This window comes from Rhodococcus sp. H29-C3, from assembly GCF_030063405.1.
In the GTDB taxonomy this organism is placed as follows: domain Bacteria; phylum Actinomycetota; class Actinomycetes; order Mycobacteriales; family Mycobacteriaceae; genus Rhodococcoides.
The window spans coordinates 1-16,774 of record NZ_JASITC010000002.1 but is presented as its reverse complement, the minus strand read 5'-3'; the positions used below and the strand labels follow the sequence as shown (position 1 = coordinate 16,774).

Genomic DNA, 16,774 nt, shown 5'->3' with positions numbered 1-16,774 from the left:
ATGATTCACAACCGTAACCTTGGTCAGGAAATTCGGCTCGCTTTGATCCAGTCCACACTCATCGTCTGTGGGAACGGTGTCGAGGCCGGGACCTTGCCGACCCAGTTGTTGCCGACTGCCACGTTGAGAAGCACGTAGTGCGGGAATGCACCCGAGAACGGAGTCCAGTTGCCGCCCTTCGCTTCGTATTGGGCCTTGGTCAGCGAGTACTTGGCCGCCCCGTCGATGAACCAGGTGATCCTGTCGGTCAGCCAGTCGACGCGGTAGGTGTGAAACGCGTCGGACAGCGGGGCGGTGTCGCCGCCGGCTTTGATATCCGTCGAAGAATTGCTGCGCGAGGGACCGTGAAGGTTGAAAGACGGGCCATTGGTACCCGGAATTTCCACTATGTCGATTTCGCCCTGACGCGGCCAATCGTATTCATGTCCCGGTTCCAGCCCCAGTAACCAAAATGCCGGAAGTAATCCAGCGGACCTTGGCATCTTTATGGATGCTTCTATGCGGACCGGCGGGGTTACGGATTGTTTCCCGAAGCTCACGACGCGTGCGCTCGTGATGTTGTCGGGTGCACGCACCCCGTCCGGTGGATTTTCGCGCCGAGCGGTGATCTGTAGAGCTCCGTTGCTCATCGACGCGTTGGACGTCGAGTTGGTGTAGTACTGCTGCTCGCCGGAACTTGCACCCCACCTGCCGGTTTGGAACGTCCACTTGCTGCTGTCCACGGCTCCGGTTCCGTTGAATGTGTCTTCCCACAGCACGCCGCCTTGTGTGGGTGGTGCGGGAGGGGGAGTGGTCGTGGTCGGAACCGGTGCAGTCGGGGTGGGAGTCGGGGTGGGAGTGGGGGCAGGGGGCGCCCCGGGTGTCCACATCAGGGCGGACAACAACAATGCAATCCAGTTCATGCTCTATTCCTGTCATGGCAATTGTCGGGGGAAACAACAAGCACGTCAGAAGGTTTAGCACGAAGGACTCGATATCAACGAGGTGAATGGGAAAAAAGAATAAATACGTGATTCAGGGGATATCGTCCGTAGATCTTTCGGACGGAAATCATGTTTATCGCACCGAAATCAGGTTTTATCCTGTTTGGGTGTCGTCGCATATGAGCCGGTGACGGGAATCGAACCCGCCTCTCAACCTTGGGAAGGTCGCATTCTACCAATGAACTACACCGGCTTGGCAGCCCTGAGGCCACGCGGACACACTCTATCAGCCGCCGTGGGCAGTCAGAACTCGATGGTCCCGGCGCGGAGGAGTTCGAGCGTCTCGGCCGCGGGAACGGGCCGGGAGATGAGGTATCCCTGCGCCCGTGTGCATCCGAGCGCGAGGAGGACATCGACCGCCGCGGCGGTCTCGACGCCTTCTGCGATGACATCGAGTCCGAAGGCGTCGGCGAGCCCGACGACGGATTCGACGATGGCGAGGTCGTTGGCGTCGCCTGCTCCGAGGTCGGTGACGAAAGAGCGGTCGATCTTCAGCGCATCGACTTCGAGCTCCTTCAGCTGTGACAGTGCGCTGTAACCGGTACCGAAGTCGTCGATGGCGATGCGAACGCCGAGTTGGTGCAGGCCGTGGAGCGTCTTTCGAGTGCGGTCCACGTCCTTGACGACGGCGACCTCGGTAATCTCCAGGCACAATTGTGGGCCATCGACCCCATAGCTCCGAAGGACTGCCTCGACGGTTTCGGCGAAGTCATGTTCGACGAGCTGGGCCGGGGAGACGTTGACGCGCATGGAGATCTCGAGGGACGGCAATGTCGACTGCCATTCGGACAAGGTGCGGCATGCTGTGTCCAGTACCCACCTCCCCAACTCCGGTGCGAGGTTGGTTGCTTCTGCGACGGGGATGAAAGCACCCGGTGGTAGGAGTCCGCGCACCGGGTGTCGCCATCGGACGAGAGCTTCTACCGCGGTGATCTTTCCGCTGCCGAGATCGACCTCGGGTTGGTAGTACAGGACGAGGTCGTCGCCTTCGATCGCGTCACGCAAATGCACTTCGACGTCGCTTCGCAACTCGCTCTGTGCTCGCACCGATTCGGTGAAGTGCTCGATGTTGTCGGTACTGCCGATCTTCGCGATGAGGGCAGCCTGGTCCGCGCACCGTAGGGCACGTTCGGCCGTGATGCGACCGGGTTGGGCCATCATGATGCCGATCCGGGCGCGCTGACGTAGATCGGCGAGGGGCATGTCGATAACGTCGATTGCCTTCAGAATCGTCTCGGCGGCCGCGCTGGCGGCGCATTCGTCTGTCGGGCCTGCGAGTACAACGACGAATTCGTCGCCCCCCAACCGGGCGATCACGTCCTCGGATCCGAGTTCTTCACGCACGATATCGGCGACGTCGCGGATGTATTCGTCGCCGGTCAGATGGCCGAGGAAGTCGTTCAACGACTTGAGCTGATCGAGGTCGAGAAACAGCACTGCCACCGGGCCGCACCCGGGTTCCTCCAGGCGCGCGTTCAGGTGGTCCAACAGTGCTCTGCGATTCGACATCCCGGTGAGATCGTCGTGCGTGGCTGCGAAGCGGGAACGGTTCTCCGCGTCCACACGTGCTTGCAGTTGCGTCATCAACGCAGCAACCGATCGCAGAGAGCTCAATTCGTCGTCGGTCCAGGTGTGCCCGGCAGGCTTGGCGAATCCGAGGCCCCCCACGTCGACGCCTCCGGCGATCAGTGGGATCACCACAAGCGGAACCCCCTCTGGTGCACTCCCGTCGAGTTGTTCGGCAATGTCCCCCGTCGAGGACACTACGGTGACGTTGTTCATCGTTGCGGCGAGAGCGAGGATCGGGTCGGGGTCGTCCCGGTGCGCGAGCGTCGACGGGTCCGGGTACGTGATTCCGACTCGCGGCGGCCATTCTGCGACGAGAATGCTTGTCCGGGTAGCGATATCGGTCAGGCGTAGAAACGCGAAGTCGAGGTCCAGTTCGCAGGCCAAGTCGCGGAGGATCGAGGGGTATGTCTTGTGGGCCGATTCGGCATCCACGCGCATGAGGGTCGTCGCGACATCGGTTACGACGACATCGAGATCTCGACGTCGATTCAGTGCCCTCTCCTGCCTCCGGCCCCCCGGTTAACGAGACCTTAACCCACTGTGGTCGATCGAGTCTGGAATGGTCAGTGGATGGCTCCGCGTGCCAGCATCTCGAGCATTTTCGCTTCGGGTACCGGCCGCGAGAACAGATAGCCCTGCGCCCGATCGCACCCCACGACCATCAACGCTGATTTCGCTGCCTCGGTCTCGACACCCTCGGCGAGCAGTTCGAGCCCGAAGGCTGCGGCAAGGGTGGCTATGGCTCCGACGATCACCTGGTCGTTGGCGTCGCAATCGAGATTTTTGACGAACTCGCCGTCTATTTTGAGGGCATCCAGCGGCAGTACCTTCAGGTGTGCCAGGGAGCTGAATCCGGTGCCGAAGTCGTCGATCGCGATACCGACACCCAGCTCGCGGAGCATGGTCAGAATCTTGGCAGTCTGGCCAGTATCTTGCACGACAGCGTTTTCGGTGACCTCCAGGCACAGTACGGTCGGCGGAACGGAATCGTTGTCGAGTGCCTGCTCGACGATGTCGACGAATTCGGTGGCGAGGAGCTGCGCGGGTGAGACGTTCACGCGCATCACGATGTCGAGCCCGGGGATGCGAGATGCCCAGTCGGAGTGGGCGCGCATGGCATCCACGAGCACCCATCGGCCCAGTTCGGTTGCGAGTTCCGAGGATTCCGCGATATCGATGAAGTCGCTCGGGGGAAGGAGACCTCTGGTGGGGTGTTGCCAACGCACGAGCGCCTCGACGGCGGTGATGTCCCCGGTTCTGAGATCGACCTCGGGTTGGAAGTGCAGCACGAGATCGCCGTTCGAAATGGCATCGCGGAGATGCAGTTCGACGTCGTTCCGCAGTTCGGTATGCGCGCGGATGGCCGAATCGAACAGTACGACACTGTTTCCGCCACGGTGCTTCGCTACCAGCGCAGCCTGATCGGCGTTGGCGATGATGTCGTCGACGCGTTCCACTCCAGGCATTGCTGTGGTGACGCCGATACTGGCGGTGCGGGTGATGTCGTCACCGGCGATCGTTACCCGCGTAGTGGCCACTGCGTCGAGGACTCGTCGCGCGACGTTGTACGGCGACGTCGGTTCGTCGTCGAGCACCGAGGGTTGCATGACGACGACGAACTCGTCTCCACCCCAGCGGGCGATGGTGGCTTCCGGCGGGAGGACCGCTCGGAGTGTGTCGGCCAGCGCGCGGAGATACTCGTCGCCTGCCGAGTGTCCGTAGAAATCGTTGAGTGCTTTGAGCCGATCCAGATCGAGGAACAGTACGGCGACAGGTCCAGCGTCGGAGGAAAGGCGACGGAGTAGATCATCGGTGAACCCTCTGCGATTCGCCAGTCCGGTCAGCGCGTCGCTTTCGGCGGCGAGACGCAGCGATTCCTCGGCCAGGATGCGGGCGTGAACCTGCGTGAACATCGACGCGATCGCAACGAGGGCGTTGGTTTCGCCCTCGGACCACGCTCGGTCGCCGCTTTTGATGAGGCCGACCCATCCGATCGACTTCTCCTGGACAAGGGGTACTACCGCCATGGAGGTGACGGGATATCCGGAAGCCGCCTCGATCCGTTGGCGGTAGTCTTCGTTGCCGACCGTAGGGCGGAACACCTTGGGGTGCACCAGATGCTCGCATGCGGCGAATACCGGGTCGGCGTCGGCGAAATAGACGATGCCGAGTGGATCGGGCTCGGGCGCATCAGGTCTCGGAGGCCATTCGGCGACCATCACCGTCGATCGATCCCCGTAGTCGGTGTGGCGAAGGTAACCGGCGTGGAGATCGAAGAACTCGACGAGTGTGCGTAGCACCCGGGTGTATGCGGTCGATACCGAAGACGCATCGACACCGATGAGGTCCGAGGCGACGTCGGTGACGAGCGCATCGAGACTTCGTATGTCGCGCATTCCCATTCCCTCCCTGACCTCGAAATCAGGTCTCGAAATCCATCCTGGACAGGCCAGAGTGGACTGTACCGCCTACTGCACCACCGGGGTCGACGTTCGCCTTCTACTGGGAACGGCGTGCCCGTCGGTGTGGGACAGGCGCAGCACCAACGCAATCGATTCACCGTTTTCGATGCCGACCACCCGGTGGAATCGCGTTCGCAACCGCGACAGTGCGTCGGCGTGGCGCGGGGACAGAGTGTCGAACTCCGCATCGGTGTGCGCGTAGATGAAGACCGGTGACGCCGGATGTACCGCCAGTCCGTGAGCCTGCGCCGTGATCCACACGCTCTGGGTGCCGGAGCCGCCACGGACGAAGTCGGCGGGGGCGTGGCCGGACACCACGGTGACCGCGAGTGCGGAACTGGATTCGATGCGGTCGTGGCTGTCCTCGCCCAGCGCGACGCCGCTGTCCCAATCACCCAGCAGCGCCATGACATCGGATCTTCGAGATACATCGAGCTTCACCAGGTCGGTTGCATCGAGAGCCAGTGCGGCGACGTCGATTCCGGTATCCGGATCATCCTGGCCCGGCCACCGCAGTTCGGAGATCATCTCGGTGTGGAGTTCGGCGGTGAGATATCGGATTCGATCGGATTCGGCGATGATCCCGGCGATCTCGGTGATGGCGGCACGGTCGGTGATCACCTCCAAGCGAACTCCTTCCGCTTCGGCGGCGGCATCGAGAGCTCCGACGGTGGCCGCGTCGACGTCGGCGGGGATTCCCAGATGCCGGTTGGTGGTTCGGGCCAACATGGCGTCATAGTGCGCGGCCAGCTCGTTTTCGGTTGCGCTCGAAGTTAATTCGAGAGCGACCTCGACGGTGTCTCCGGTCGGTAGAACCGTGCTCTCGCCCAGTACGCCGAAGTGCGCGGCCGCGACGCGTGCGTTGTACAACGCTGCACCGATGGCGACATGGCTGCCCCGGTAGGCAACATCGAGCCCACTCGTGCGGGACCGATCGAGTGTCAGCCGAACGGAGTCCGACGTGGTGGTGATGGTCCAGGGCTGGACATTTCCGCCGGACGGGGCGCGGGTGGCCGAGTGCGCGATCGCCTCGCTGGGCGTGTGCAACTCGGCCGCATGCAGATCGGGAAGTTCCTTGGACGAGGTGGCGACACCGAAATGCGCGGCACCGGTGGGGGTGACGAGCGCATCGAGATGGTCGTCGATGTGGATTCGCACCCGTCCGGATTCGAGTCGTTGACCCAATCCGAACCGACGTACCGCCCCGGCGACGGTGGCTCCGCCGAGAGCAACCTCGCTCCCCAACTGCGGCCAGGTAGTCGTCGTGCGGTCGACCTCGATCATCGACGCCGCCATCCGCGCCGACAGGTCCCCGGCGCCGAGAATGGCGAGGACGTACGGCACCTTGTCGTGCGTGGAGAGGTTCTCGAGGGATCTCGAATCGATGTCGCCGAGAAGACCGTGGAAAAGTGGCCGGTCGGGCTCGAGATCGAATCTTTCGACATCGAGCAGTCCGCGGTCGCTCGTTTCCATGATGACGGGGACTCGATGCTCACGCGCCTTCTCCCGAACGAGGACCTTCACGTCGAGTGAATCGCACTCCTCGATAAGTAGGTCCAGCCCGTCGAGGAAGCTGTCGGCCGACTCTGCCGTCACGCCGCGATCGTCGATGCTCACCGGGAGATACGGGTCGAGTTCGGCGATGCGTCTGGCTGCGACGACCGGCTTGGCGAGGCCCAGGTCGAGCAGCGTGGCCGGGATTCGGTTGAGGTTGGAGAGTTCGAGCTCGTCGAAATCTGCCAGCCGCAGTGCCCCGCAGACCCCGTCGAGCGCGAGCGAGTACGCGATGGCGTGCCCGACGCTCAGGCCCACGATCCCGATCGTCAGCGTTGCCAATCGTTCCTGTTCTTCAGCGGTGATCTTGTTGCGGTTGCGGTCCAGTCGAAGTCGGCGGAAGCCGGCCGGCCCCAGCGTGGCGACGACGGTTCGGCGCCACGGGTAGTAGATCCATCGCATCGGTTCCTCGACGAGCTCGGCCGTCGGCCTCGGCGTCAACCGTGCCAGCCCGGCGCGTTGTTCGGTGAGTCGATCGAGGACCTCGATGCTCGGGTCCGACCGCAGTCGGTCCAACAGTGCGCGGTCCTCGTGTCGAGTCTCGTCGAGAATGACGGCTTGCCAGGATGTGGTCATGATGTTGCTGCTTCCGTCGAAATATGGTGGCTGGGGAGTAGTTGCGCTACTGCACGCGCGATGTGCTGATAGAGGTTCGAGGTCGTGTGCCGCGGAATCATGTGTTGGTCCCACCAGAGGACTCGTGTCCGGTAGCGGGCATCCGGGTAGGGAACGGCGTCGATGTGGGCCGCCATCACCGCACCAGAGTCCAGGTAGGGGCCCATTGCATGTTCCGCACTCGTGGCCAAGGTGAAGCGGCTCCCGAGAGCGACTGCGGCCAGTGTTGCGCCGATCGCCCCGAGGTATCCCGAGGTGCCCTGACGGGGAGCGTCTTGGGCGGTCCACACGCTTTTCATCTCGACGACTCCGTGGGGTAGGCGGTCGGCGACCATCCTGCGGAGCGCGGTGCGGCCGGTCGAGCAGTCGGCCCACTCTCGTTCGGCGTGCGTGTGAGTGGGCTGGGTGTACGGCCCTTGCACACGGAGTCCGCCGTGAAGACGACCGGAATCGTCGACGGCGGCAAGAAACATGGTGGTCGAGGCGCCGTCGACGATCTCGTCGTACTCGAGGGCCTTCTCGACGCCGAAGTGCGAGTAGCTCGCCAGCGCTCCCTCGATGAAGGCGCGCCACAGCTCTGGCCGTGCTCGCGGCGTCGTTGCCAGCACCGTGCAGTTCAGCTGGGTGTCGAAATAGCTCGAATCGGTGGTCAGGGGTGTGCAGTGTTGCTTCTGCTCGCTGATCTCAGGATCGAGAACGAAAGTCGATTCCATCCGCATCCTTGTGTCGAAGTCTTGTTTGAACTCATCTGAAGTTGATCTTGCTCATTATCGGGGGTAACTACCGTTGTTCAGCAAGATAAAGAGCGCAAAGCGGGGTGCTCGACGTACGGCCACCGCCGAACCCCGGCGGTGGCCGCGATAGCCTGCGGGGTGTGCTGCTCTCCGACCGCGATATCCGTACCGAAGTGTCCACCGGCAACTTGGGGATCGAGCCGTTCGACGACTCGATGGTCCAGCCGTCAAGTGTCGATGTACGTCTCGACAAGCTCTTCCGCGTGTTCAACAACACTCGATACACCCATATCGATCCGTCGAAGCAGCAGGACGAGCTGACCACATTGGTCGAACCCGCCGAAGGTGAGCCGTTCGTATTGCATCCCGGAGAATTCGTCCTCGGCTCGACACTCGAGCTGACGACCTTTCCCGACTACCTGGCGGGGCGACTCGAAGGCAAGAGCTCGCTCGGTCGCCTCGGCTTGCTGACGCACTCGACGGCCGGATTCATCGACCCGGGTTTCAGCGGCCACATCACCCTGGAGCTGTCCAACGTGGCGAACCTCCCGATCACGCTCTGGCCCGGCATGAAAATCGGCCAGCTGTGTTTGTTCCGGTTGTCCAGCCCGGCCGAGCATCCGTACGGCAGCGCGACGACCGGTTCGAAGTACCAGGGGCAACGAGGCCCGACACCGTCGAAGGCGTACCTGAACTTCGTCCAGTCACCGGTCGACTGATCCGACGTGTCCGGCACACTGGCGGACATGGCTTCGATACAGACCGAGCGCGAGGACAAATACGACGCGACCTCGGACTTCGTACTTCCCTCGCTCACCGAACTGATTCCGAAGGGCGGAGCGATCGACGTATCGGAGGTGGAGCTGATCAGTAGCTACTTCGACACACCCGATCTCGATCTGCTCCGGCGCGGTATCACGTTGCGACGGCGGCGCGGAGACACCGACACGGGCTGGCACGTGAAAGTCCCCGCTGACAAGGCACGCACCGAGATCCGGCTGCCGCTCGGTACCGGTGAAGACGCGCAGGTCCCGGAAGAGCTCGCGAGCGTGCTCGCCGGCGTCGCCCTGGGAAAACCGTTGGTTCCCGTTGCTACCCTGACCTCGAAGCGTCGACGGCATGTGTTCACTGCCTCGGACGGATCCGTGCTAGCCGAACTCGCCGACGATTCGGTCGACGTCCAAGCAGAAGGTGTCCCCGACCACCGATGGCGCGAGCTGGAAGTCGAGTTGGGTGCAGCGGGGTCGGAAGCGACGCTGAAGCGTTTCGGTAAAGCGCTGCTCACCGCCGGAGCTCAGCGCGGTGCGCACCCGTCGAAGCTGCATCGCGCGTTGGCTGTGAACTTGGAGAAGACTCAGATGCCGGAGCTCGGGGTCCTGGCGGCATACCTCGACGAGCAGGCGCAGGCCATCTTCGCAGGCGATGTATACCTGCGTCGGGGACTCGACCCGATCCATTCCACGCGCGTCGCGATCCGACGCTACCGGAGCACACTGCGTGTGTTCGGTGCCCTGTTCGACGAGGACGTGGCTTCGATTATGGATTTCGAGTTGGCCTGGTATGCAGGACTTCTCGGTGAGGTCAGGGACAGGCAAGTGCTGCGTGCCCGATTGTCCGACGCGGTGCACAACCTGCCGCCGAAGCTGGTACTCGGCCCGGTTGCCGCGCGCATCGAGAACGATCTGTTGGCCGAACAGATTCGCCACCGAGGCATCATCGCGGCGGAGCTGGACGGAGAGCGTTACCGGGCCCTACTGACGAGTCTCGGCAACCTCTCGCGCGCATTCCCGGCAGCAGCCGGGGCCGAGGACGTCGACGCCGATGAACTCGATCGACTTGCGCGCAAGGCCGGCCGTAAGGTCCGTAGACGCGTCGCGGCAGCAGTAGCCGGGGGCGACGACGCGGAACTGCACCGGGCCCGCAAGGCAGGAAAACGTGCCAGGTATGCCGCCGAGTTGACCGTTTCGATCGTCGGGAAGAAGGAAGCGACGGCTCGAATCGAGCGATACAAGGCGGTCCAGGAAGTGCTCGGCGAGCATCAGGACGCCGTAGTCGCTGCACAGAAGCTGGTCGACCTCGGACGGAAGGCCGGGGTGACTCCGGGGGAGAACGGCTTCACCTTCGGTGTGCTCTATGCCCAAGAGGTCGCGGCGGCCGAGGCTGCTCGGGCCGACGTGTCGAAACTGAACGTGTGAACGACTAACGAAAAGTCGGAAGGCGACTGTATTCTTAGCGTCAAAACCTTTCGAGTAATAGAAATTTCGGCGTAAACGGGAAGGGGGGAAGTCGGTCGTGCGTATCGCTCTCGGCGTGCATGTCAGTACCTTCGAAGTGACGGCTTCCTTGGTCGACGCCGATCTTCCTGAGCTCGGCCCGGTAGTTACCCGCGTCGTGTCGGTGGAAGCGGTACCCGACGGTATCGGCCAGGCCGTAGCCACAGCGCTGGAGTCGACCAGGATTCAAGCCCTGCAGAGCGGTCTCACGGTCACCGGTGCTGCTGTCGTCTGCGAGAACGCGATGCAGTGCGAGGTCGTCATCGACGCGGTCGCTGCGTCCGAGGCGCATCCGTTGATCGTCGTCGACATCTTCGATTCCCACCTCGCCGACGGGCTACCACCCGATGTCGCTGCAGCACTGCTGGTCGGCGTAGTGGATCCGGTGAGTCCGGCCGGGCGCACCGTGTCGTCGTTCGGTCCTCGTCGCGGGATCTGGCAGGTCGCTGCGGTCGGAGCCTTCGTGTTGGCGGCGCTCGGGGGAGTCAGCGCGTTGGCGATGACGGTGGATCCTGCGGTGGACACCAGAACGGTCGTCCCCGCAGACTCGGTCGATACGCCGTACGCGACGTCGATTCCGGCGGCAGATGATTCGGTTCCTCCGGCGGCGGTGCCGTTGGAAGACCCGGATCCCGTGGTGAATTCCGATGTCAGGCCCGAATTCGTCCCGCCCGTCGGTGTTTCACGACCCTCGGCCGCAGGGGCCGAGCGCCCGCAACCGTATCGTCCGCCGGCCGCAACGATCGCCCCCACTCTCGCGCCTACGATCACGCCGACATCGCCCGGGGGTGGCGTCGAACCCACGGACGTGGAACAGCCGCCGGTGGAGACGTCGGTCGAGCCCACCACGGAGCCCACGACCACCACGGACGCGCCCACATCGACGACGACGGAAGAGCCCGAAACGACTCCGGAGTAGCAGCGAGGTCGCCCGAAACATACTCTAAGAATCTTCTAAGGTATCGAAGCCTACCCACGGACTGATTTCACAGCTATGGTCTCTACATCTGTTCGGTCATAGTGGAGTCGAGGAAGCCATGAAAACGGTGCTTGGGGTGTCAGTGGGCTCGTCGGCAGCCCGGGCTACAGCTCTCGATACAGCGGACGATTCGGTGCGCTCGGTCAACGTTGCGAGGTTGTTCGAGGCGTCCGAGCACGTCGCCGCTGCTCTCGGCCTGTTGGACTCCATGGCGAAGGTGCAGGATGTGGACGCCGCGGATACCGTACTCGCGGTCCCGGACGATCCAGCGAGCAGGCCCCTGACCTCGGCGTACTCGATGCACAAGGCAGATCGGTTCATGGTCGTCTCCGAACTCGGCGCTCAGCTGAGGTTCCTGCGCGGCAGCGGACAACTCGAGGGCCTGCGCACGGTCGCACTCTGCGACGTCGGTGCTTCGGGGACCACCGTGTCGATCGCCGATCCTGCCACCGGTCAAGTTTTCAGCTCGGAGCGCACAACTCGATTCGGTGGATCGGTGTGCGACGAGGCAGTGCGCAACTATCTACTCGCCACCTACGGTGCCGACGAACTGGTGTCCGCCTCGGCACTGGACAGCCTCGGCGTCGCCATTCGGTTCGCTCGCGAGCAGTTGTCGAGCCTGCGCGTGGCGGAGGTGACCGGACCGTTCGTCGGCGGTCCGGTTCGATTGTGGCGCAGCTCTTTCGATGACATCGTCGACCGCTCGGTCAGATCGATCGAGGACTGGACCGCCAGTGCCATCGTCGACGCACCGAAATCGGTCAACGCACTGGTCATGGTCGGTGGTTGCGCGCATATCCCCTCGCTTCGCCGCGTCTTCAGGCGTGACCTGCGCTTGCCGGTACTCGTGCCAGATATGCCCGAATCGCTGACCGCACACGGGGCGGCGTTGCTGGCCGCCGACGCATCGCGGGCACGCTCTCGACGTCCACTGACGGCAGTGACGCGGATCCCCCCGGTCACGCCGTTCGAACCGGACAGATACGACGTCGTTCCCCGGCATCGCACTGCCTGAAGCCGGCTGTGAACTGCCACAAGGACACGGTCCTACGTGTACTAGCGGCGCTCGGCCCGGTATGTTGCGAGAAATGACTGGAAAAACTTCTGAGAATTTCGATCCAGCGGAGCACGTCCGTGCAATGGTGGGCCTGCATTACCGGACGAACGACTTCTACGAGGTCGGACGCGAGAAGGTTCGTGAGTACGCTCGCGCAGTTCAGGATTTCAACCAGGTGCACTGGGACTCCGACGCAGCCAAAGCTCTCGGCTACAGCGGCTTGGCGGCGCCACTGACCTTCATCTCCCTGGTCGGCACCCTTGCGCAGCGTCGGTTGCTCGAGAAGATCGCGGTCGGATTCGACCTGGGGCAGATGCTGCAAACCGATCAGGTCCTCGAATTCCACCAGCCGATCGTCGCGGGCGATCAGCTGTACTGCGACGTCTCCCTCGACTCCTACAAGGAGGTCATGGGCAAAGACATGATGGTCACCAAGAACATCGTGTCCAATCAGCGCAACGAGCTGGTACAGACCACGTACACGACGCTACTGATCGGCCGCGACGGAGATATCGACTCCGGAATCGTCGAGGCAGCGGAAAATCTGGTGATGCACGGCGCTACGCCGTCGACTGCTCGCGAGAACGCCACCACGCATGAGGAAGAGGAGCAGGTGGAGCATCCACCGCTCGCGCTGGTCGACCATCGCTCTGTACCTTCGGTGAAGTTCGAGGACGTCACCGTCGGAGATGTGTTGCCGGAAAAGGTCTTTCGCCTCACTCGTGGCGATCTCGTGAACTACGCGGGTGTCGCGGGAGATGCCAACCCGATCCACTGGAGCGATGGGTTCGCCAAGCTCGTCGATCTGAAAAATGTTCTGGCACATGGGATGTTGACGATGGGGCTCGGTGGCGGCTACATCACGTCATGGTTGGGCGATCCGGGCGCAGTCAAGGATTACACGGTCCGCTTCACCGCACCGATTCCCGTCGATCCACATCGCGCCGCCGAAATCCTGTTCACGGGCAAGATCAAATCGCTCGACGCGGACAGTCGAACAGCAGTGATCTCGCTGGGCGCAACCTTCGAGGGCAAGCGCATCTTCGGGCACCGGGCGACGGCCACCGTTCAACTGGCGTGATGTGAAAACTTGCGCGGCCGGGCGGTACCTCCCCGACCGCGCAAGCGTCATCACCAGCAGAAATGTCGTTCCGGGCCACCCTCCCGTTTGTGAACGGTCGATCCGGGCATCTACCCGTTATGAAGGTCGGGGTAATAGTCAGCGCCATTGCGGCGGTCATCGGCTCGTTCATCGGCTCCGGTGCGTGGATCGGCACTCCCATCGCGAAGGCCGCCGGCGGTGCACTGAGCGCCACGTCGACGCTCGTCGCACCCGCCGGGAGTGCATTTTCGATCTGGACGGTCATCTACTTCGGATTCTTCGCATACGCGGTGTGGCAGGCACTGCCCGGACGAAGTGAGCGCCACCTTCCCCTCCGACTGCCGATTGCGGTGTCCATGCTGCTCAACGCCGCATGGATCCTGACCATTCAGATGGGATTGCTGTGGCTGAGCGTGTTCGTCATCGCAGCGCTGCTCGCGGTCCTCGCCCGCGTGTTCGTCCTCCTCCAACAGCAGCGCCCCGAGAACCGGCTGGACGCGGTGATCACGGACGGAACGATGGGCCTCTACCTCGGCTGGGTGTGCGTGGCGACCATCGCGAATATCACGGCCTGGCTCGTCGACCTCGGCGTCACCGGCGGAGCGACATTTTGGGCCTGCGCCGTCCTGGTCGTTGCAGCCCTGGTGGCAGTCGGGTTGGCCACGTACTCTTCGGGCGCGGTCGCACCGGCAATCGGGATCGTCTGGGGATTGATGTGGATTGCACAGGGCCGGCTCGCTGGCGACCTCATCGATGCCAGCGTCGGATGGACTGCAGCGATCGCAGCATTGGCGGTGGGAATCTATACCGCCGTCATCAGGAGCCCCGCGCCGCGCCTCGCTTCATAGCTGCTGCTGCGCAGCAGCATCTATCAGGCGGGGGCCTTCGACCGCCAAGCCGGGACGTTCCCGGTGGAGGCAATCTCGGCCGCGACGTCCCGTAGCTTGCGGTTGGTGTGAGAGGAGGCCACGACCAGCATGTCGAACGCGGCGTCCCGGGTGAGCTTGTACCGGCTCATGACTATCCCGACGGCGATGCCGATTTCGCGGTTGGTGTCCACCGCCATCGACAGTTGATCGTTGCGGTCGTCGGCGCCGGCATTTTTCAGAGCCACTGCGGCGTGGTCGGCGTAGATGGAGCAGTCGTAGAGGGTCTCGGCGGTGAAGAAGTCCTTATGGGCACTGTAGAAGCCCATGACACCCAGCTCGACGCCGCCGAGGATCAGATAGAAGCTCGCCGTCGACCGGATCGACGTCTGCTCGGTCATCAGCTTTCGATAGTGCACCCACCGCGGATCGTTCTCCACATCGTTGTTCACGATGGTGCCTTTGGTGGCGAGTACGGCTTTGGTGGCGGACTGGCCCGTGTGATCGGCGATCTTGGCGGCCGCGGCAATCGTTCGTTGATCGCTGGCCGCAACGATCCGTATCCGACCGTTGTCGCGAAGGGTGGTGACCGCGGCGCCGCCGCAACCCATGGTCGTGACCGCGAGGTCGACGACGCGTTGCGCCGTCGGGCCTGCTCCGGGCTGTTGCGCCAGGTCCCAGGCCAACGACGCGAATCGGTATCCGGCGTGCTCCGAATCGATGGTGTTCATGTCCAGCCGCCTCCCTGACACTTCAGAGCGTTTGGCGCCCTGCCAGAAATACCCCTCGTGAACTTCGCGCACTACATTCTGCCATTGCATCGACCAGAACTCAGCACGAATAGGACTATCGAGACAGTTTTCATCCTGGCTGAACCCCTGCCGACTACTATCAAGTCAGTTCGAGAGGATTGCGCTCGGGCGCGGTCCTCACTGATTGCAATCCGTCGTCCGGCAGCGGCAGCGGGCACCGACACCCGACGTGTCTCTCTCGGGCAAGTGGATAGGTCGTTTTCGATGCAGTGGTGACGAACCGTTTCGGTGCCTTCGCCCCGCACCACCCGGGTTCGCTACCACTCTGTAGAACGCAACTGCGTGTTTTTCGGACCGGGCCACCGCCCAGGGAGGCATCTCGTGGGGCCCGGTCGCGATGTGTCCCCGATCATGTCCTGACACTCGAGTGGCCCCACTCTCTGGCCGCTCAGTCCAACGATCGGCCAATGACGTTGCCGGCCAACGATTTTGCATCGATACCTACCTCTCCGAAGAGGGTTTCGATCCGTGGATGCTGGGCCGAGAATCGAGAATCCGGCGTACCTCGAGAGGGGCGACAAGCTGCAGAGGGGACCATAAAATGACTGGTATTACCAACGTGACGGTATTGGGGACAGGCGTTCTCGGTTCACAGATCGCGTATCAGGCTGCATATCATGGCTTTTCGGTAGTCGCATACGACATCGACGATGCGGCGCTGGACAAGGCGAAGGTTCAGTTCGGCAAGCTGGTGAAGGTTTACACGCAGCAAGTCGAAGGTGCGGCCGACGGCAAGGCTGAGGCCGCGCTCGAGCGGATCACTCTGTCGTCGAACCTGAAGGAAGCTGTACAGGCTGCGGACCTGGTCATCGAGGCTGTTCCCGAGAATCTCGACATCAAGCGCGATACTTACACCAAGATCGGCGGTTTCGCCCCCGCGCACACGATCTTCGCGACGAACTCTTCGACGCTGCTTCCCAGCGACTTCATGGACTCCACCGGCCGTCCGGAGAAGTTCCTCGCCCTGCACTTCGCCAACCAGATCTGGGTCCGTAACACCGCCGAGGTGATGGGCACGTCCAAGACCGACCCCGCTGTGTATCGGACAGTCGTCGACTTCGCATCCGCAATCGGTATGGTTCCGATCGAGTTGAAGAAGGAACAGCCCGGCTACGTACTCAATTCACTCCTCGTACCGTTCCTCGACGCAGCCGGACTCCTCCTCGTCGACGGAATCGCCGACCCGGAGATGATCGACAAGACGTGGCGCATCGCGACCGGCGCTCCACTCGGCCCATGCCAGATCTACGACATCATCGGCCTCACTACGCCGTACAACATCGCCTCTCAGGGCAACGAAGACCAGCGGCGGTTGGCTGCTTTCCTGAAGGAGAACTACATCGACAAGGGAAAGCTGGGCATCTCTACCGGAGAGGGCCTGTACAAGTACCCGAAGAGCTGACCGGCTTCGCGCGGCCGGCTGATGGCACTGCGGTCGCCCGTGATCGCTTGAATGGCGCCCTGAAGCTATCTGATCGTATGAGTGGACCGTTGAAGCGATGGGGGGCGGGGGCAGCACCCTGAACCCCGGCCGATCTATTCCCGCGAACTACGACTACCGGAATGGATATTTTGGTGGTTCTCATGCTGATTCGAGGCGCCTGGCTGACCAGTAGGCAGGCCAGGCGCGTCGCAATCTAGCCTCGGGCTTTCACGCGAATTGAGCTCGACCGAGTGTCAGTTCAGAGGAATGGTGCCCTGAACTGGGAAGATTGAACTTGCGAAGGTAACAATCCAGCGAGTTCGAGAGGCACCATTCCGGTGAGTA

Annotated in this window: 13 protein-coding genes and 1 tRNA gene; 7 read left to right on the top strand and 7 right to left on the bottom strand. The window is 62.8% G+C overall.

Annotated elements, in window-relative coordinates; all coding sequences use genetic code 11:
• Positions 1-23 precede the first annotated feature (23 nt).
• From QMK32_RS04155 to QMK32_RS04130, 6 genes are all read right to left on the bottom strand, one after another.
• Positions 24-902: a glycoside hydrolase family 16 protein gene (locus QMK32_RS04155; RefSeq protein ID WP_283473207.1), complete on the bottom strand. Its 879-nt coding sequence runs from the start codon at positions 900-902 to the stop codon at positions 24-26.
• Positions 903-1,105: 203 nt separating this feature from the next.
• Positions 1,106-1,176 (bottom strand) — tRNA-Gly (locus QMK32_RS04150).
• Positions 1,177-1,226: 50 nt separating this feature from the next.
• Positions 1,227-2,990, bottom strand: coding sequence for a putative bifunctional diguanylate cyclase/phosphodiesterase (locus QMK32_RS04145; protein ID WP_283473205.1), 1,764 nt, complete (start codon positions 2,988-2,990; stop codon positions 1,227-1,229).
• Positions 2,991-3,115: 125 nt separating this feature from the next.
• On the bottom strand, positions 3,116-4,948 hold the full coding sequence (locus QMK32_RS04140; RefSeq protein WP_283473203.1) for a putative bifunctional diguanylate cyclase/phosphodiesterase: 1,833 nt from the start codon (positions 4,946-4,948) through the stop codon (positions 3,116-3,118).
• Positions 4,949-5,020: 72 nt separating this feature from the next.
• Positions 5,021-7,144, bottom strand: a complete 2,124-nt coding sequence (locus QMK32_RS04135; RefSeq protein ID WP_283473201.1) for an Rv1355c family protein — start codon at positions 7,142-7,144, stop codon at positions 5,021-5,023.
• Positions 7,141-7,896, bottom strand: a complete 756-nt coding sequence (locus QMK32_RS04130) for a hypothetical protein (RefSeq protein WP_283473199.1) — start codon at positions 7,894-7,896, stop codon at positions 7,141-7,143. Before QMK32_RS04130 ends, QMK32_RS04135 begins: the two co-directional genes overlap by 4 nt.
• Positions 7,897-8,057: 161 nt before the next feature.
• On the opposite strand from QMK32_RS04130, the gene dcd reads away from it, so the two are divergent.
• From dcd to QMK32_RS04100, 6 genes are all read left to right on the top strand, one after another.
• Complete coding sequence (gene dcd / locus QMK32_RS04125) at positions 8,058-8,636, top strand: dCTP deaminase (RefSeq protein WP_088945046.1); 579 nt, start codon at positions 8,058-8,060, stop codon at positions 8,634-8,636.
• Between the two features lie 27 nt (positions 8,637-8,663).
• On the top strand, positions 8,664-10,112 hold the full coding sequence (locus QMK32_RS04120; RefSeq protein ID WP_283473196.1) for a CYTH and CHAD domain-containing protein: 1,449 nt from the start codon (positions 8,664-8,666) through the stop codon (positions 10,110-10,112).
• A 97-nt stretch (positions 10,113-10,209) separates the two neighbouring features.
• A complete protein-coding gene (locus QMK32_RS04115; protein ID WP_283473195.1) occupies positions 10,210-11,109 on the top strand; it encodes a hypothetical protein in 900 nt (299 codons plus the stop codon).
• Between the two features lie 118 nt (positions 11,110-11,227).
• Positions 11,228-12,184 (top strand): Hsp70 family protein, encoded by a 957-nt coding sequence (locus QMK32_RS04110; RefSeq protein ID WP_283473194.1) that lies wholly within the window; start codon positions 11,228-11,230, stop codon positions 12,182-12,184.
• Between the two features lie 73 nt (positions 12,185-12,257).
• Positions 12,258-13,307 (top strand): fused (3R)-hydroxyacyl-ACP dehydratase subunits HadA/HadB, encoded by a 1,050-nt coding sequence (locus QMK32_RS04105; RefSeq protein WP_283473192.1) that lies wholly within the window; start codon positions 12,258-12,260, stop codon positions 13,305-13,307.
• Between the two features lie 89 nt (positions 13,308-13,396).
• Positions 13,397-14,176, top strand: a complete 780-nt coding sequence (locus QMK32_RS04100; protein ID WP_283473191.1) for a TspO/MBR family protein — start codon at positions 13,397-13,399, stop codon at positions 14,174-14,176.
• Between the two features lie 23 nt (positions 14,177-14,199).
• Here the strand turns inward: QMK32_RS04100 and QMK32_RS04095 are convergent, their stop codons facing one another.
• A complete protein-coding gene (locus QMK32_RS04095; protein WP_283473190.1) occupies positions 14,200-14,925 on the bottom strand; it encodes a GAF and ANTAR domain-containing protein in 726 nt (241 codons plus the stop codon).
• A gap of 622 nt (positions 14,926-15,547) precedes the next feature.
• Here QMK32_RS04095 and QMK32_RS04090 point away from each other — a divergent pair.
• Entirely contained in the window at positions 15,548-16,408 is an 861-nt protein-coding gene (locus QMK32_RS04090; protein WP_283473189.1) for a 3-hydroxyacyl-CoA dehydrogenase, read from the top strand.
• Positions 16,409-16,774 lie beyond the last annotated feature (366 nt).